This window comes from Mesorhizobium sp. M0058 (genome assembly GCF_040323095.1).
Taxonomy (GTDB): Bacteria; Pseudomonadota; Alphaproteobacteria; order Rhizobiales; family Rhizobiaceae; genus Mesorhizobium.
Window position 1 is genome coordinate 236,592 of the sequence record NZ_JAMYUQ010000002.1, and the last position, 15,267, is coordinate 251,858.

Annotated in this window: 13 protein-coding genes and 1 pseudogene; 7 read left to right on the forward strand and 7 right to left on the reverse strand. The window is 61.1% G+C overall.

The features are described from left to right. Positions 1 to 39: 39 nt before the first annotated feature. From NKJ75_RS04000 to NKJ75_RS04010, 3 genes are all read left to right on the forward strand, one after another. The gene (locus NKJ75_RS04000) at positions 40 to 927 is read left to right on the forward strand and encodes a hypothetical protein (RefSeq protein ID WP_245261942.1); all 888 of its coding nucleotides are present in this window, start codon (positions 40 to 42) and stop codon (positions 925 to 927) included. Positions 928 to 990: 63 nt separating this feature from the next. Then, on the forward strand, positions 991 to 1,869 hold the full coding sequence (locus NKJ75_RS04005) for a hypothetical protein (protein ID WP_352499227.1): 879 nt from the start codon (positions 991 to 993) through the stop codon (positions 1,867 to 1,869). A 27-nt stretch (positions 1,870 to 1,896) separates the two neighbouring features. Continuing rightward, a complete protein-coding gene (locus tag NKJ75_RS04010) occupies positions 1,897 to 2,652 on the forward strand; it encodes a hypothetical protein (protein ID WP_023715256.1) in 756 nt (251 codons plus the stop codon). A 196-nt stretch (positions 2,653 to 2,848) separates the two neighbouring features. On the opposite strand, the pseudogene NKJ75_RS04015 reads toward NKJ75_RS04010, so the two are convergent. Further along, positions 2,849 to 3,609 (reverse strand): annotated as a pseudogene (locus NKJ75_RS04015) (hypothetical protein); the annotation flags it as partial. A gap of 209 nt (positions 3,610 to 3,818) precedes the next feature. Between NKJ75_RS04015 and NKJ75_RS04020 the strand changes: the two are divergent. Further along, on the forward strand, positions 3,819 to 4,271 hold the full coding sequence (locus NKJ75_RS04020; protein ID WP_352499228.1) for a macro domain-containing protein: 453 nt from the start codon (positions 3,819 to 3,821) through the stop codon (positions 4,269 to 4,271). A gap of 1,406 nt (positions 4,272 to 5,677) precedes the next feature. Here NKJ75_RS04020 and NKJ75_RS04025 read toward each other — a convergent pair. The 5 genes from NKJ75_RS04025 to NKJ75_RS04045 all read right to left on the reverse strand — a co-directional run bounded on the left by NKJ75_RS04025 (position 5,678) and on the right by NKJ75_RS04045 (position 12,278). Further along, entirely contained in the window at positions 5,678 to 7,318 is a 1,641-nt protein-coding gene (locus tag NKJ75_RS04025; RefSeq protein ID WP_352499229.1) for an ABC transporter substrate-binding protein, read from the reverse strand. Positions 7,319 to 7,746: 428 nt separating this feature from the next. Then, on the reverse strand, positions 7,747 to 8,733 hold the full coding sequence (locus tag NKJ75_RS04030; protein ID WP_352499230.1) for an alpha/beta hydrolase: 987 nt from the start codon (positions 8,731 to 8,733) through the stop codon (positions 7,747 to 7,749). A 3-nt stretch (positions 8,734 to 8,736) separates the two neighbouring features. Further along, positions 8,737 to 9,414 (reverse strand): isochorismatase family protein, encoded by a 678-nt coding sequence (locus NKJ75_RS04035; RefSeq protein ID WP_352499231.1) that lies wholly within the window; start codon positions 9,412 to 9,414, stop codon positions 8,737 to 8,739. Positions 9,415 to 9,751: 337 nt separating this feature from the next. Further along, on the reverse strand, positions 9,752 to 11,056 hold the full coding sequence (locus NKJ75_RS04040; RefSeq protein ID WP_352499232.1) for a M24 family metallopeptidase: 1,305 nt from the start codon (positions 11,054 to 11,056) through the stop codon (positions 9,752 to 9,754). Positions 11,057 to 11,381: 325 nt separating this feature from the next. Then, complete coding sequence (locus NKJ75_RS04045; RefSeq protein ID WP_352499267.1) at positions 11,382 to 12,278, reverse strand: GlxA family transcriptional regulator; 897 nt, start codon at positions 12,276 to 12,278, stop codon at positions 11,382 to 11,384. A 183-nt stretch (positions 12,279 to 12,461) separates the two neighbouring features. Here NKJ75_RS04045 and msrC point away from each other — a divergent pair, with 183 nt between their 5' ends. After that, positions 12,462 to 12,959, forward strand: a complete 498-nt coding sequence (gene msrC, locus NKJ75_RS04050; protein ID WP_023730524.1) for a free L-methionine (R)-S-oxide reductase MsrC — start codon at positions 12,462 to 12,464, stop codon at positions 12,957 to 12,959. Here msrC and NKJ75_RS04055 read toward each other — a convergent pair. Continuing rightward, complete coding sequence (locus NKJ75_RS04055; RefSeq protein ID WP_460221790.1) at positions 12,956 to 13,990, reverse strand: YeiH family protein; 1,035 nt, start codon at positions 13,988 to 13,990, stop codon at positions 12,956 to 12,958. The two genes, msrC and NKJ75_RS04055, sit on opposite strands and share 4 nt — an antisense overlap. A gap of 394 nt (positions 13,991 to 14,384) precedes the next feature. On the opposite strand from NKJ75_RS04055, the gene NKJ75_RS04060 reads away from it, so the two are divergent. Next, the gene (locus NKJ75_RS04060) at positions 14,385 to 14,855 is read left to right on the forward strand and encodes a GNAT family N-acetyltransferase (protein WP_023834269.1); all 471 of its coding nucleotides are present in this window, start codon (positions 14,385 to 14,387) and stop codon (positions 14,853 to 14,855) included. A gap of 13 nt (positions 14,856 to 14,868) precedes the next feature. Then, complete coding sequence (locus NKJ75_RS04065; protein ID WP_023705798.1) at positions 14,869 to 15,252, forward strand: ACT domain-containing protein; 384 nt, start codon at positions 14,869 to 14,871, stop codon at positions 15,250 to 15,252. Positions 15,253 to 15,267 lie beyond the last annotated feature (15 nt).

A 15,267-nucleotide genomic window follows, 5' to 3' on the forward strand; every position in this document is an offset into this window, starting at 1 on the left:
GCCCCCCTGCAACCTGCGGTTCGCGGGCCGACACTGGCAATGCAGCGTAACTTTTGCAAGTGGGCTAGACGCCAGTCGTTAATCTTGGCAAATTTACTACTGCGGCTGCCGGACAATATTCGGCGGTGGAACAGGGGGCGCATCATGACTTCGGCAACATTTGCACGGCCTGAGAAATTTCAGATCGGCAGGGTCTTCAACAACAGCTTCTCCGTCATCGGCCGCAACGTCATACTTTTCGTGGGGCTTTCGGTGCTGTTTGCGGGGGTGCCGGCAGTTATTCTTCGGCTATGGACCGAATCGCGCATGCAGGCGCTCCTGACGGCCAATCCCGGCGCTGCGGCCGACCCCGCCCTGGTGTTTAGCAACATTTGGGTGACGCTCCCGGCCAGTTTCATTGCCTCCCTTTTCGTACTGGTGCTGCAGTCGGCGCTCGTGCGAGCCACAATCGAGGATTTGAACGGCAAGCGGCCGACCTTGGGCGATTGCCTGCAGATAGCCATCCGATATTTTCTGCCGACATTGGCGATCGGCCTGCTCGTCGGCCTGGGCGCAGGCCTAGCCGCGCTTGCGTTGCTGGTGCCCGGCATCATCTTGTGGCTGGGCTGGTCGGTTGCGATACCGGTTCAGATCCAGGAGCGGCTCGGCGTGTTCGGCTCGATGTCGCGCAGCCGCGCCCTGACCAAGGGCAGCCGCTGGTCGCTCTTCGGCTTGTTCCTTGTCCTGATCATCATCGGCATGGTCATCCAGGGCGCGGTAGGCGTGTTTGTCTACCTGTTTCACGACATTGTCGCTACTGTCGTGGCGGCACTGGTGCAGAGCGTGATGTCGATGTTGCTGTCGGTCGCCGCCGCGGTCAGCTATGTCGAGCTGCGCCAGGTCAAGGAAGGCACCAGCGTCGACGAACTGGCCGAGATCTTCTCGTAAGCCGACGGGTTTGCACCGCCTTGACCCGGTCAGGTCAAGGCGGGTGCCAGGGCAGGAGGCATCGTGACGTCACTGGCGCAGGACCGACCGGAAAAATTCCGCGTCGGCAGGGTTTTCAGCAACAGCTTCGCGGTCATCGGCCGCAATCTGGGTTTCCTTGCTGTGGTCGTCGGACTTTTCTCAACCCTGCCCGCACTGCTGTACAACCTCTGGAACCTGTCCCGGGTCGCTACATTGGTGAACGTCGACAGCGCCGGGAACGCCGCCGCTTTCGAAACGTCGGCCATGGGAGACTACTCGGGCTTATCGATAGTCGCTTCCTTGATCATTTTCGTTCTGGCCTTGCTGGTGCAAGCGGCGCTTGTCAGGGCGGCAATCGAGGATTTGAACGGCAAGCGGCCGGTCATCGGCGACTGCATCCAGATAGCATTGCGCAGCTTCTTGCCCACGCTGGGCATAGGCATTCTGATCATTGTCACTCTGGTGGTGGCTGTTTTTGTGATGGTTTTCATCGCCTGGGTCATTCCCCCTATCGGGTGGCTGATCGGGCTTGCCCTGGCGTTTATTCCCGCTTTCATGTGGCTGATTTCCGTATCGGTTTCCGTGCCCATTGCGGTTCAGGAGCGGCTTGGCGTGTTCGGCTCGATATCGCGCAGCCGTGCCCTGACCAAAGGCAGCCGCTGGTCGATATTCTGGCTGCTGCTGATCATTGGCGTGGCGGCGATGCTCATCCAGGCGGTGTTCTCGTTGTTTTTCGGACTGGCGCTCGCCACCGCCGGCGGCGTCACCGGTGTCGGTGTCCTGGTCGGAGCGATTGGCAGCACTCTGGTGTCGACGATCTTTTCGACGATGCTGTCGGTGACCATTGCCGTCACCTATGTCGAACTGCGCCAGGTCAAGGAAGGCACCAGCGTCGACGAACTGGCGCAGATTTTTTCGTAACGGCACATCGACCGGGGTAGGGCAATCGTGACGTCGATGACGCCGGAGCAGCCAGGCAAATTTCGCATCGGCAGGGTTCTCCGCGATACGTTCGCGATTATCCGGCGCAATCCGGTGCTGTGCTTGGGAGTGGCGTTGTTCGTATACGCCTTGCCGGAGTTTGGATTTTCCTACTGGTTCTGGGTATCCGTCGGGTCGGTAGAGCCCGAATACTCGATGCGACGGTTGACGATCACGGCAATCTTCATGTTGGGCTTTTTTGTGCTGGGGGCTTTCATGCAGGCGGCATTGACGCGAGCGGCCCTGATGGATCTGCGCGGCGAACGGCCGTCGGCACGCGATTGCATCAGAACAGCCTGTGCGCTTCTGCTACCGGCAAGCGCCGCCTCGATCCTGATCACATTCGCCTTCTGGCTGGGCCTGGTACTCATCATCGTTCCCGGACTGTTGCTGCTGGCGCGCTGGTCGGTCACGACGCCGGTAATTGTCGGTGAAGGGCGTGGCGTGTTCGCCAGCATGCAACGCAGCCGCGACCTGACCAAAGGCAGCCGCTGGCCGTTGCTGTGCATCTGGCTTGTCGTGCTCGTGCCTTCAATCACCGTGGATATTTGGGCGAACGCCTTCTTTTTCTCATTTGGTCTGACACTGGGCTTTTTGCTCAACGCCCTGGTCGATACAGCCCAAGGCTTGGTGGTATCGATCGCCATCGTCGTCATGTATGTGGAGTTGCGACAGCTCAAGGAAGGCACCAGCATCGACGATCTGGCTGAGATTTTCTCGTGAGCGAACGTCGCCGATTTCGGTCGGTTGGCTGCCCTCTCAACGACAGCAGCTACGGTCCGCCTGCGGTCTCGTCCGGCACAGGCATGACGACGTGATCGCCACATTAGCCTTGGCCAGTGCTACGTCGAGCTTCTCCTGCACCCCCGGCAGTTCCACGCTCTCGCCGCGCCGCTTCAGACATTCCACCAACCCGTTACTCGCCGCACAGCACATGGATATGGCCCGGCATATGGTTCATGTGGCCGGCATCGGGGCACATGGTGCCGAGCCGGTCCGCCGAGCGCATGCCGCGTTCCGGCTGCGTCGACATCTCGAGCAGATGGATATGCAGGTGCAGGATCGCCGGATGCGGCGCAGTGCCGGCTTCGTCCGACAGCCGGATCGATCGCTCGCAGACCTCCAGCGCCTCCAGCACATCTAGTTCGGCGCCGGCTTGCCGGTTTTCAAATCCCACAGCCGCCGCACGGTGCGCATCATCAGCGCCTCGACGGTGAGAGCCATCACGTCATGGTAGTCGGGAAAGTCACAATAGACCTACCGCATCGCGGCGGCAGCGTAAGCATTGTCCCATTGTTCGAATTCCGCCGGCGTCACGCCATGCGGCTGCTGGAAGCGTGCGGCCAGCGCCTCGATCAGCCGCTGCTCGACGGGGCTTGCGCCCGCAGAACCAGCCCGCGCAAGCTGGACATGATCAAAGCAGCGTCGCGCGGCGCGGTTAGCCTCGTCCTTGCCGTGCTCCTTCCAGGTGAGGTTGTAAAAAGGCTCGGCGGCATAGGCGATGCCCCAATACACGAAGGCGCAATCAGGATCGGTCTCCAGCGCCTTTTCGAAGCACTTTATGCCTTCCTCATGGTTGAAGCCGTAGCACCAGTTCAGCCCGATATCGAACCAGCGCTGTGTTTCAGCCGAAGAGGTGGAGATGGGGCGGCGGTAGGTGCCGAGGTCGAAATGATCCATGCGTACATTTCTCACACATTGAAGTGCCATGGGACTAGCTGATGCTGGATATCACCGACGAGTCGCCGATAGGTGCAACACGTCGAAGTGTGTATAACCTCAGGCGGAATGCCGAGCCGCCAACGACAGCGCTGCAGAATCGTGCTAGAAACCTTGCTTAATGTTCTCTATATGTTCTCATTCGTTCTGACCTTGGGGCATCTAAGCGAATGATCACTTTTCTTGAAAGCAGCGTATTTGAATCTCCCGCGCAGACGCTGGTGAACACCGTCAACACGGTGGGTGTCATGGGTAAGGGAATCGCCAGGGAGTTCAAAAGCAGGTACCCGCGAATGTTTCGGGAGTATCGCGATCTTTGCGAGGCGCGCGCCCTTCGGATTGGCAATCTCCATCTGTGGCGATCCGACACGCGGTGGGTGTTGAATTTTCCAACTAAAACCACTTGGAAACTGCCATCGAAGATAGAGTACATCGAGCACGGTCTGCAGAAGTTCGTCGCGGCTTATAAGGACTTAGGGATCACCTCGGTTTCTTTTCCGCCTCTGGGATGCGGCAACGGCAACTTGAATTGGGAAGACGTTCGTCCTTTGATGGAACGCTATCTGGCTCGAGTAAGTATCCCCGTTTACATCACGACATACAGGTTCCTTCGGATTTTGTAGCAGAGCACAAAGAGCGAGTAAGAATCCCGGAAGATTTTGCGGAGTTCTCTGAGGATCTTAGGAAGCTTGCCAAAGGTCACGTGTTCGCAACTTCCAAAGAGTCTCAATTCACGGTGCAGATGCAAACAGACAACTCTCTTGTTGTGGAGCATCAGTCGGGGAAGAAAGAGCGAATTGATGGGGAGTTGCTCCAAGCCTCATGGGTCAGGCTGCGAGAGAGGATACTCTCAATAGATAGTTTCTCAGACGCAAAATCACAGCGCCTAGAGAGTTACCTTTTTCCGATCCTGTCCGAGCTTCCTTATATCTGTTCGGTGAAGTCTCGAACAGGTGCTTCAACCGCATCTCGGGCAGAAGCGCTTTTCTTAGATCGCGATCAATACACTCCCTACACTGTGGCGAAACCGACGCAAGGATGGCTATTTCAATAGCGAGGGCCGATCAGCATATCGCGACCTGGGGACCTCGCCTTGATCGTTTTGCATCAAGGACGGGTTGGGGTCGGTCTCTCTATCACGCATGCCAAATCGAAGTTGCCGCAGAAATCTTGCGTGGTGGCGAGATTATATGCCGCAATGGAGTGCCCGCTTTGCTATGTGACGTCGCCAATCAGGGTGCTTTGAACAACAATCCAGCCGCTCATAACTATGTACGGTTATATTTCAGGCCCAAGAACAGATTCCATTTAAAGACCGACGGTATAAAGGCTCGGAGTGACCCCAATAGGGCGGATCCTCATATGTGCATTTCCTGGTGATGTTAGTGTTTGACCTAAAATCGGTGCTCACCCTAGCGTCTAGCCGTTTTGTTGCCGGAAACTTTGCTAATTCTAATCAGATACCGAGAGACGGAGACAATCAATTTGACCAACTCAAATTTGAACATATATATCATGACTCAGCAGTCTCTCAGGACGAAATGCAACACATTCACAATATGAGAATGTCTGAGGTTGTCGTCCCCAAAGACTGAGTCTCGCAACCCTGAATTACGTTGTGTGCAGGACGATCCATGAAGAGCGCTATCTGAAGCGGCTGCTTGGACCGGGAGCATGGAATTACAATTTCGCGGTAGAGAAAGGCGGATCAGTCTTTTTTCGTCGTGGTATGTTTATCAGTGAATTGTATACCGAAAACGGGGAATTGCATTTCGAGTTCAGATCACCTGTTTCTGCATCGAAACCCCAGTATGAGGTCAAGGTGACCTGCGGCGATCAGCATTTCCGATATGAGATAGCTCCAAGCAGATGGCGCATTCCGGCCATCGTAAATCCGAACCCCAATGCCATCTGGAAGATCGAGATAGAAGGGTGCACAGCATACGAAGGAGTAGTTCCAGCTGCTGGGCCAGTCGTCGCCTAGCTCTAATTCTGTCTTATCTACCCCGACCGGGCGACACCAATTGAATCAGCCCTCCAGCCACACCTTCTCAAAATGCTGTTCCAGCGACTGGTGCTGTTCGCAGCCTTGCACGCCTTTGCGATAGGTGCGGTAGACCGAGCGCCAGTAGGGCTGGATGATGATGCCGGCATCGCGCAGATTCTGTTCGATCTTGGCCATGATCTCCTTGCGCTGGGCAGCATCCGGCGTTGCCAGCGCCTTGTCGAGGAGTTCGTCGAACTCTTTGTTGGCGTAAGCGCTTTCGTTCCAGGCGGCGCCCGATTTATAGGCGAGCGCCAGCACCTGGACGCCGAGCGGGCGGCCGAGCCATTCGGTGGTGGAGAAGGGGTATTTGCTCCAGTCGTTCCAGAAGGTGGCGGCCGGCAGCACGGTGCGCTTGATCTTCAGGCCGGCTTCGCGCATTTGCGCGGCAATCGCATCGCCGGTGCTTTTTTGCCATTCGACGTCGACCGAGATGAGCTCGAATTCGTGGTCCGTCTTGCCGGCCTCGGCGAGCAATTTCATGGCCTGTTCCGTGTCGCGCTTGGCCGGGCCGATATCGGCAAATTCCGGGTGCATCGGGCCGACATGGTGATTGTCGGCAGGCTTGCCGCGGCCGCCGAGGCCGAGCGCCAGCACGGCCGAATTGTCGACAGCAAGCTGGGCGGCGCGGCGCACCTTGACGTCGTCATAAGGCGCGTTGCCGACATTGAAGCGGGCAACGATGGTCGAGCCGGTGGCGATCTCGGAATTCAACAAGCCCATCTGTTCGGTCTGCGACACGGCGTCGGACGCGGTCTCATGGTCGGTGTCGATCTCGCCGGATTCGAACGCCGACAGCATCGCGTTGGGGTCGGAGCCGTAATCGACCCATTTGATGCCGTCGAGGTAGAAGTCGCCCTTCCACCAGGGCTTGTCCTTGCGCTTCACCTCCGCACTGGTCTCTGCATTCCAGCTGCCCAGTTCGCAAGGGCCGGTGGTGATTGCGAGCGCCTTCATCGGATCGTCGCCGCCCTCATAGGAGCGGTGCATGATCAGCGCGGGATAGTCGGCCATCCCTGCAATCAGCGAAATGTCGGGTTTCGGCAGATTGAGCGTTACGGTGAAATCGTCGACCTTCTCGATGCCGCCATCGACCGGCTTCTTGGTGTCGGCATTGACCAGCGCGCCCATGCGCGCGGCGACCGAATTGCCGGGGACGGAAGCGTCGCACCAGCGGTTGAGATTGTGGATGACGTCATCGGCGTTGAAGGCGTCGCCATTCGACCAGGCGATGCCCTTGCGCACATGCAGCGTCAGCGTCTTGGCGTCGTCGCTGGTTTCCCAGCTTTCGAGCAGCCACGGCTCGAAGGTGAAGTCGCGGTTCCAGCGCACCAGATATTCGTTGCAATGGCGCGCTACATTGGACATTTCGACGCCGTCGAAAGTACGTGGATCCTTGAAGCCCTTGACGTTCATGGCGACGCGCAAGGTGCCGCCGCGTTTCGGCTCTTCGGCCCGGGCAGGCGAAGGGGAAAGGCCGCCCAGCGCCAGCGCGCCGGCGGCACTGACGCCAAAGCCGGCCATGATGGCGAGATATTCGCGGCGGTTGACACCGCCCTTCCTGAAATCATCGGCAACGGGCTTCGCCTGCGGGTGCAAATTACGGTCGGTCAGCATGAATTTCATCGCCGTTCCCTTTTTTGTTGGGCGCCCCGACGGTCCGCTTCCGCTGGGGGCGGATGCTATCGCCGAGGCGCCGTTGCCTGAGCAGGTGATGATAAAGCGGGCGGACACCGGGAAATGTTCGCTTTTCCGCAATTCTTGTGCACTGCTCCGCAGTGGTAGATGGCCAATCTCCCCCCTTGTTGTGTCCTTGTTGTGGGGGAGATGTCCGGCAGGACAGAGGGGGGCGCTGTCCCGCCATCCCGTCTGGCGACTGGAGTATCATCGCAGATAGTCGTTGCGTTGATTTAGGATATTGAAGGGCCGCGATCCTTCGCGCCCCCCTCTGGCCTGCCGGCTTTCGTCGTTCGGAAAGCCAAGCAATTGGCTTTCCATCCGCTACGCGGACCACTCCTCAACCCCCATGAGGGGGAGATCAGCGCTTCGCCGCCTCAATATGGCCAGTCGTTCTTGCCGAGCACGGCGACGGCGGCGATGGCTGCAAGCGTGCACACGAACGCCTCGCCGGCGCGCGGAACATTTTTGCGGGCGCGCAGAAAACTGTGCACGAGGCGGTTCTCCTCATACCACCAGGCGCGGCCGCCTGCCGCAACGATGCGGTCGCGATAGGTCTCGCCGTCCGACGACAGCGGATCGCATTGGGCGGTGATGATGACAGTCGGCGGCAGGCCGGAGAAGTCATTGTCGCTCAGCGGCGAAAAAGTCGGGTCGTCGGGCGACTGTGCCGGGGCAGCGCGAATGGTGCGGTAGAACGCGATGTCGCGCAGTGTCAACAGCGGTGCGTCGGCATGTTCGACATAGGAGCCGGCACTCTCGTCGCCGCCGAGGCCGGGATAAATCAGCACCTGGCCGGCCGCCCGGCGCAGGTGGCGGCGCGAGGCGTGCGCGACCGCGGCGGCAAGGTTACCGCCGGCGCTTTCGCCGACAAGCACGATCGGCAGGTCCGTTGTCACCGCCGCCCATTCGAACACGGTCAGCGCGTCGTCGAAGGCGGCCGGGTGCGGATGCTCCGGCGCCAACCGGTAGTCGGCCGAGACAACGTCGAAACCGGTGCCGGCGCAGATCTCGGCGCAGATGTCGTCATGGCTGTCGAGCCCGCCAAGCACAAAGCCGCCGCCATGATAGTAGACGATGACGGCGCGCACGGGCTTGCCCGCCATCCGGTAGTAGCGGATCGGGATGGCGTGTCCTTCATCGGCGGCGATGATGCCGTCGCTGGCCGAAACCCCCTTGGGATAACCCTGATGGAAGGCGCGGCACATCGCATCATAGACCGACCTTTGCTCGGCGATCGGAAGTTCGGCGATTTCGGGTGGGAACCAGTCATTGACCAGGTCGATATACTCCCACAGCGCCGGGTCGAGCAGGGTGGCGTATTTCCCCCGCCTGGCGGTCTTGAGCTTGTGGATCGTGCCCATCTCTCAGAGCTCGCCGTAGAGCCGTTCGGCGTTTTCAAAGGTGAAGCGCAGCGGCACCGAGCCCTCGACCCGCCATGCATCGACGGTATCGCCCGCCATCAGCCGGCACGCGTCTATCGTGTTGGTGACGGCGCCGCCATAGAGCCGGTTGGCAAGGTTGAGGATGGCGGTCTGGTGCATGGCGGTACTGCCGCTGCCGCAGGCATCCTTGACCAGAAGCACACGAAAGCCGGATGCGACCGCGTCCTTCACGGTGGCGTCGATGCAGGCCTCGGTCCAGACGCCGGCGACGATCAGCCATTCGATGCCGCGCGCCTTGAGTTCGGTTGCGGCAGGTCCGGCGCCGAAGGCGCTGGCCTGCGTCTTGACCAGCATCGTCTCGCCGGCCGCAGGCGCCACCTCATGGCAAATCTCGGTCAGCGGATCGGTCTTGTCGGAAAAGGCGGACTTGCCGTCGGCGTCGAGCGGATGGAACGGACGCGCTTTGGCGGTATCGACGACATAGGCCCAGTGATAGAGCGGCACGAAGTTGCGCCGCGCCGCCGCCTGCAGGCGCTGGACGTTGGCCAGCACCTCGCCAAAACCTTCGACCAGATAGCGCTTGTCCTGCCGATGCTCTTCCTGGAGGTCGACGAACGCCGCGGCGACCGTGCCGCGTTTGATCGAGATAGGGCTTTTCATGTGGACGGGCCTGGGTTGGCGACCGACGCCATTCCGTTCAGCGAAGTGGCGCAAACAGTGGTGATTGGCCGGTGCCTCCCCACCTTCGTCATCCACGGGCGAAGCAGGAGCGAAGCTCCGTCGCGGAGACCCGAGGATCCATGCCGTGACATTGGCCAAGGAATGCAGCCGAGCAAAACTTGCACCGTTGCGGCGCGGATGAGTCCCGGCATGGATCCTAGGGTCTGCGCCGCGTCGCTGCGCTCCTTGCTTCGCCCTAGGATGACGAAGGCATAGCTGCCGCGACTATTCCCGAAGGTTTGCGATACCGCGCTGACGTTAGTGAGGGACGCTGCGATCAAACCTGCTTCTCCAGAAACTCATCCTCGTAGGGAAAGCGCGACAGAAGCTCGGTGCCGGTGTCGGTGATCAGGATTTCGTCTTCCAGCTTGACGCCCTCGCGGCCGCCTTTCTCGCCGATATAGCTTTCCACGCTCACCACCATGCCGGGCACGACAACACCGTCGCGGCCGTAGGTTTCATAGTCCATGGCGTGCGCTATGAACGGCGTCTCGCCATGCATGCCGACGCCGTGCATCACCGAGGTATAGCGCTGGTCGACGAAACGGTCCGGGATTTTCCACGCTCTTTCGGCGATCTCGCGAAAAGCCATGCCCGGCCTGACGATCGAAATGTTGTGCTGAACCTGGTCGTGCGCCATGCGGTAAATCGATTTCTGATAGTCGGTCGGCTTGCCCGGCCCGCAGCGGAAGGTGCGCGAAAAATCGGAATAATAGCCATAGCAGCCGATCGTGTCGGTATCGAGCGCCAGAAGCTCGCCCGGCCGGATCTTGCGGCCGCTGGCCTCGTTGAACCACGGATTGGTGCGCTGTCCCGAGGTGAGGAGCCGCGTCTCGATGAACTCGCCGCCCTGGCGGATCACCTCGCCATACATGATGGCGAACAGCTCATTTTCGGAGACGCCGGGTTTTATCGCCTCGCGCACGGCGTAGACGGCGGCTTCCGCACCCGCCATCGACACCTGCAGACATTTGACTTCCTCGGGCGTCTTGACCGCCCGCACCGCCAGGATTTCGCCCTGGCAATCCCTGACGTCGCAGCCGCGCTTTTCCAGTGCCAGCGCCTGCAGATGGCTGCAGCGGTCGAGCCCGAGCTTCATCGAGCCGCCGCCGTGCTTCGTCAAAAGCTCGGCGATCTCGTCGGCGAAGGGGCCGGCGGTTTCGTCGTCGCGGCCCGACACCGAAGACCATACCAGCTTGGACGGCCGCGCCTCGTCGATCGTGTCGAGCACCATCGAGACATGGTAGCTCTGCGGGTACTCGAACAGCACGATCGGCCCGTCGGTGGGGATGAAGAAATAGCGCGTCGAGTTGCGCAGGAAATAGCCGAACATGTTGCGCGAGCCGGTGGCGTAGCGCTGGTTGTAGGGGTCGAACAAAACCACGCCCCCATAGCCCGCCTCGCGCATCCAGCCGCGCAGCTTGGCCAGCCGGCCCTTGCGCAAGGCGTCGGCATCGATGAAGGACGGCTCGGTATCCGACAGCCACATGCCGCCGGCGGAGTCGGCCGCGACCGGGTGGCGCATGCGGTCCTTGAAATCCACATCCTCGGTGCTGTCGGGGTCGAAAACGACGATGCTCATTGGGTGCGCCTCCTGAAGGGCTAGACCATAGCCATGCGCCGAAAAATGTCTGTGCGAGAATCCGCAGATGTCGTGCGAAATGCCGCAAGAAGGGCATGGATACAAAGGGCAATGTTGCGATCCTTCGCGCCCCCCTCTGTCCTGCCGGACATCTCCCCCACAAGGAGGGAGATTAGCAGCTTTCGCGTCCCGCTCGCCCTGCAACGTTGGTGATTGGCGAAAGCCGAGGCGACATCTGATCTCCCCCCGTGTGGGGGAGATGTCCGGCAGGACAGAGGGGGGCGCTGTCCCGCCAGCATCTCACCGCGTTAGCGCGCAGCGCCCTCTAATGCCGCCGCATCGCCTTCGGCGCGTGCCCATGCTCCTCGCGAAACGCTCGGGCAAAACTTGACATGGACGCGAAGCCGCAGGCCAGCGCCACATCTCGCACCATCAGCGTCGAATGGGCCAACAGGTCGGCGGCGCGCCGCAGCCGGAGCCGCCGGTAATATCCATTGGGCGAAATGCTGAGCTGGGCGCGGAAATTGCGCTCCAACTTGTCGGAGGAGACGCCGAGCCTTGCCGCCAGTTCCGTCATGCCAAGCCGCTCCTCGACCGCATCCTCCATGATGGCGATGGCCGACAGCACCAGTTCGTTCTGGACGCCGGTGCGCAGCCTGAGCGGCATCAGCTTGCGGTCGACGCTCGAGCGCAAGGGGCTGTGCACGAACCATTCGGCAACGCCCGTCGCGAGCTCGCCGCCATAATCGTTGGTGATGATCTCCAGCATCATGTCGAGGCTGCCGACGCCGCCGGCCGAGGTGAAGCGCTTGCGGTCGATGACATAGAGGTCGCGCCGAAGCTCGATATCCGGGAAGGCCTCGGTGAAGGCGGCCTGGCTGGTCCAGTGCAAGGTGCAGGCATGGCCGTCGAGCAGGCCGGCCCGGGCGAGGAAGAAGGCGGCGTCGGCCACCGCGCCGATATGGGCGCCGGCGCGCAGGCTCCTGCGGATCCAGGCAACCGCATCGTCCGCGACAAGCAAGTCCGCATTGCCGCCGGAGCAGACGACGATGCGGTCGACCTTCGGCGCGCCGGAGGCCGAGAACCCCGGTTGTATGACAACCCCATTGGACGCCTCGGCCGTGCCCTGGTCGGCGCCGACGATCACCCAGCGGTAACAATCGCGCTTGGCCAGCACGTTGGCGGCGCGCAATGGCTCGATCACCGAACTGAACGCCATCATCGGAAAGCCGGGAAAGACCAGCACGGCGAAGGTGAGGGGACCTTCGCTCGCTGCGGGTTGCGCCCGGTCGTGTGTTTGGCTGGCACGGTCGGTATTCACAATTGTGTATTTCCTGGGAGCGTCATTGGTGGCAGACAGGAAATGTAGCGGGCTTTTTGGCCCGCCGGCAATGGAGACGACGCCATGTTTGCGGCCCAGACCATCGACAGCACCGACAAGCCGGCCTTCTACCGCGAACTGGCCACCCAGTTGAAGGCGCTGCTGGAAGGCGAGAGCGACTCCGTCGCCAACGCCGCCAACACATCGGCGCTGATCTTCCAGATGGTGCCCGATCTCAACTGGGCCGGCTTCTATTTCCTGGCGTCCGACGAGGAGCTGGTGCTTGGACCGTTCCAGGGCAAGCCGGCCTGCGTGCGCATCGCCGTCGGCAAGGGCGTGTGCGGCACCGCGATCGATCTCGAAATGTCGATGCTGGTCAAGGATGTGCACGAGTTTGCCGGCCACATCGCCTGCGACGCCGACTCGCGCTCGGAACTCGTCGTGCTGCTGAGGGACAGTGACGGCGTCTTCGGCCTGATCGACCTCGACAGCCCGACGCCCGGCCGCTTCGACAAGGACGACCAGGCCGGCATCGAGGCGCTTGCCGCGATCTATGTCGCGGCGAGTTCGTTCGAGGACTAAGCGAACTTCACCAGCATCAGGCTGAAGCAGCCGATGAACAGGAAGGCGCAGGAGGCGAGCGCCAGCGGGCGAAGGCCGCGCGAGCGCAGCTGCGAAATGTTGGCCTGCAGACCCATGGCGGCGAGCCCCATGGTCAGCATGATGGTGGTGGCGAACGCCATGGCCGACTTCACTTCGGCCGGCACGGCAACCAGGCTGTTCAGCGCCACGACGGCGACGAAAGCGGCGACGAACCACGGTATCGGCGGCCGCGCACCGGATTGGCTGCTTGGGCGATCGCCATTGCTCTTGCGGCGCGTCATCAGGCCGAGCGCGATCACCATCGGCGCCAGCAGGGCGACGCGGGTCAGCTTGGCGACGGTGGCGATCTCGCCGGACTGGGCGCCGTTCTGGAAGCCGGCGCCGATGACCTGTGCCACCTCGTGGATCGAGGCGCCGGCCCACAGGCCGAATGCGTGCTGGTCGAGGCCGAGCACCGGCGCCAGCAGCGGAAAGCCGAGCATGGCGACGGTGCCGAACAGCGTGATCGAGGCGACGGCATAAGTGACGTCCTCGTCGCGCGCATCGGTGACGATGTTGGTGGCAACGATCGCCGAAGCGCCGCAGATCGAGGTGCCGGCGGCAATCAGCTGCGCCAGCTTGGCGTCGACGCCGATCAGCCGGCCAAGCGTAATGGTGAAGACGAAGGTCGCTCCAAGGGTCAGCGCCACGATGCCGACGCCGCCGGCGCCGATGGAGACGACCTGGCCGAGCGTCAGCTGAAAGCCGAGCAGCACGATGGCAAAGCGCAGCAGGCGCTTCTGCGAGAAGGCAATGCCGGCCTTGGCGTGGGCGGGCGTGCCGAGCACGTTGGAATAGATCATGCCGGCGACGACGGCGAGGATCATCGGGCTGAACAGCGCGAAGCCGGAGACATTATGGGCCGAGAAGGCCACCCCCGTGATCATCGCCACCAGCACGATCCCGGGGATGACGCCATTCCACACGGAACCGAGCCGCTTCCGGCCCACGGCCAGATCGGCGGAAATCATGCTGATCGGAATATCGTTCGCTAGCTGGGCGGCGGAAGACAATGCAATTCTCCACGCAAGTACCTCAGGAGAATGTCATTCCAGAATCGATCTTTCCAACGAATTGTTTTTGTTGAAATGATCGATTTTTGTGAACAGTCGGCAATGCCTTCAATCTTGCCTGTGCCATGCAAACGTAATGACTGGCTCGGTTATGCAGCTTGACGCTCTGCGTCTTGCACTCCAGCGTGGCGTCATGTCCATTTTCTCGCTCGCCATCGCCCAGCGACGTCGCCTCTGCACAGTGCGGAGCGGCAAGGCGCGACGACAAAGACCGGCACACTAAATCGGTTCGTTCGTTCCAGCCCCGCCCGCGACGTCTGCCGGCGGGGTTTTCATGTCTGGAGCCTTTGCCATGTCCAATTCTTCCATCCTGTTTCGGCCGGCCCAACCGGCGGACGGTGCCGCCATCAGGGACATTGTGCGTGCCGCCTATGCCAAATGGGTGCCTCTGATCGGCCGCGAGCCGCTGCCGATGCGCGCCGACTATGACAAGGCGGTCGCCGAACATCCGTTCGATCTCGCCATCGAAAATGGCCGCATCGTCGGCATGATCGAGACCATCCTGGCCGACGATCATCTCTGGATCGAGAATGTCTGCGTCGCGCCACAGGCGCAGGGCAGGGGCATCGGCCGGCTGTTGCTGGAACGGGCGGAGCAGAAGGCGCTGGAGGCCAGCTGCTTCGAGCTGCGCCTGCTGACCAACGGCGCCTTCATGGCCAATGTGTTGTTGTACAAACGGCATGGCTATACGATCGACCGGGAGGAGCCGTTCATGAACGGCATGACGGTCTATATGAGCAAGAAACTGGGTGATGGCCGATAACAGGGAGGATCGGATGGCAGTCAGGGTCCGGTTGAAGCCGCTCACGGGGCGGTATGCGGTTTCGCGCCTCGAAGCAAAAGACAGCATTCCCGGCTGGGCGGACGGGCCGGGCTTCGTCAGCATCACCAGGACAGAGGACGAGCTTTCGGTCGTCTGCCTGCAGGATCGGGTGCCGGACGGGGTGAAGCATGACAGGGACTGGGTCGCCCTGAAACTCCAAGGTCCCTTTGCCTTCGACGAAACCGGCATCGTCCTGTCGGTGATAAAGCCATTGTCGGAAAGCGAACTCGGCATTTTTCTGGTATCCACCTTCGATGGTGACCATCTGCTCGTCAAAGCCAAGGATGAAGCCGCGGCAAGGGGGCTTCTGGTCGCGGCGGGGCACACGCTTCTGTAGCCGTAGGCTCAATCG

Bases quoted from the DNA above. Each gene is read 5' to 3' on its own strand.
- NKJ75_RS04040 (WP_352499232.1), bottom strand. From the start codon at position 11,056: ATGAGCATCGTCGTTTTCGACCCCGACAGCACCGAGGATGTGGATTTC.
- NKJ75_RS04000 (WP_245261942.1), top strand. From the start codon at position 40: ATGCAGCGTAACTTTTGCAAGTGGGCTAGACGCCAGTCGTTAATCTTG.
- msrC (WP_023730524.1), top strand. From the start codon at position 12,462: ATGTTTGCGGCCCAGACCATCGACAGCACCGACAAGCCGGCCTTCTAC.
- NKJ75_RS04045 (WP_352499267.1), bottom strand. From the start codon at position 12,278: ATGATGGCGTTCAGTTCGGTGATCGAGCCATTGCGCGCCGCCAACGTG.
- NKJ75_RS04020 (WP_352499228.1), top strand. From the start codon at position 3,819: ATGATCACTTTTCTTGAAAGCAGCGTATTTGAATCTCCCGCGCAGACG.
- NKJ75_RS04030 (WP_352499230.1), bottom strand. From the start codon at position 8,733: ATGGGCACGATCCACAAGCTCAAGACCGCCAGGCGGGGGAAATACGCC.
- NKJ75_RS04055 (WP_460221790.1), bottom strand. From the start codon at position 13,990: ATGATTTCCGCCGATCTGGCCGTGGGCCGGAAGCGGCTCGGTTCCGTG.
- NKJ75_RS04065 (WP_023705798.1), top strand. From the start codon at position 14,869: ATGGCAGTCAGGGTCCGGTTGAAGCCGCTCACGGGGCGGTATGCGGTT.
- NKJ75_RS04035 (WP_352499231.1), bottom strand. From the start codon at position 9,414: ATGAAAAGCCCTATCTCGATCAAACGCGGCACGGTCGCCGCGGCGTTC.
- NKJ75_RS04025 (WP_352499229.1), bottom strand. From the start codon at position 7,318: ATGAAATTCATGCTGACCGACCGTAATTTGCACCCGCAGGCGAAGCCC.
- NKJ75_RS04060 (WP_023834269.1), top strand. From the start codon at position 14,385: ATGTCCAATTCTTCCATCCTGTTTCGGCCGGCCCAACCGGCGGACGGT.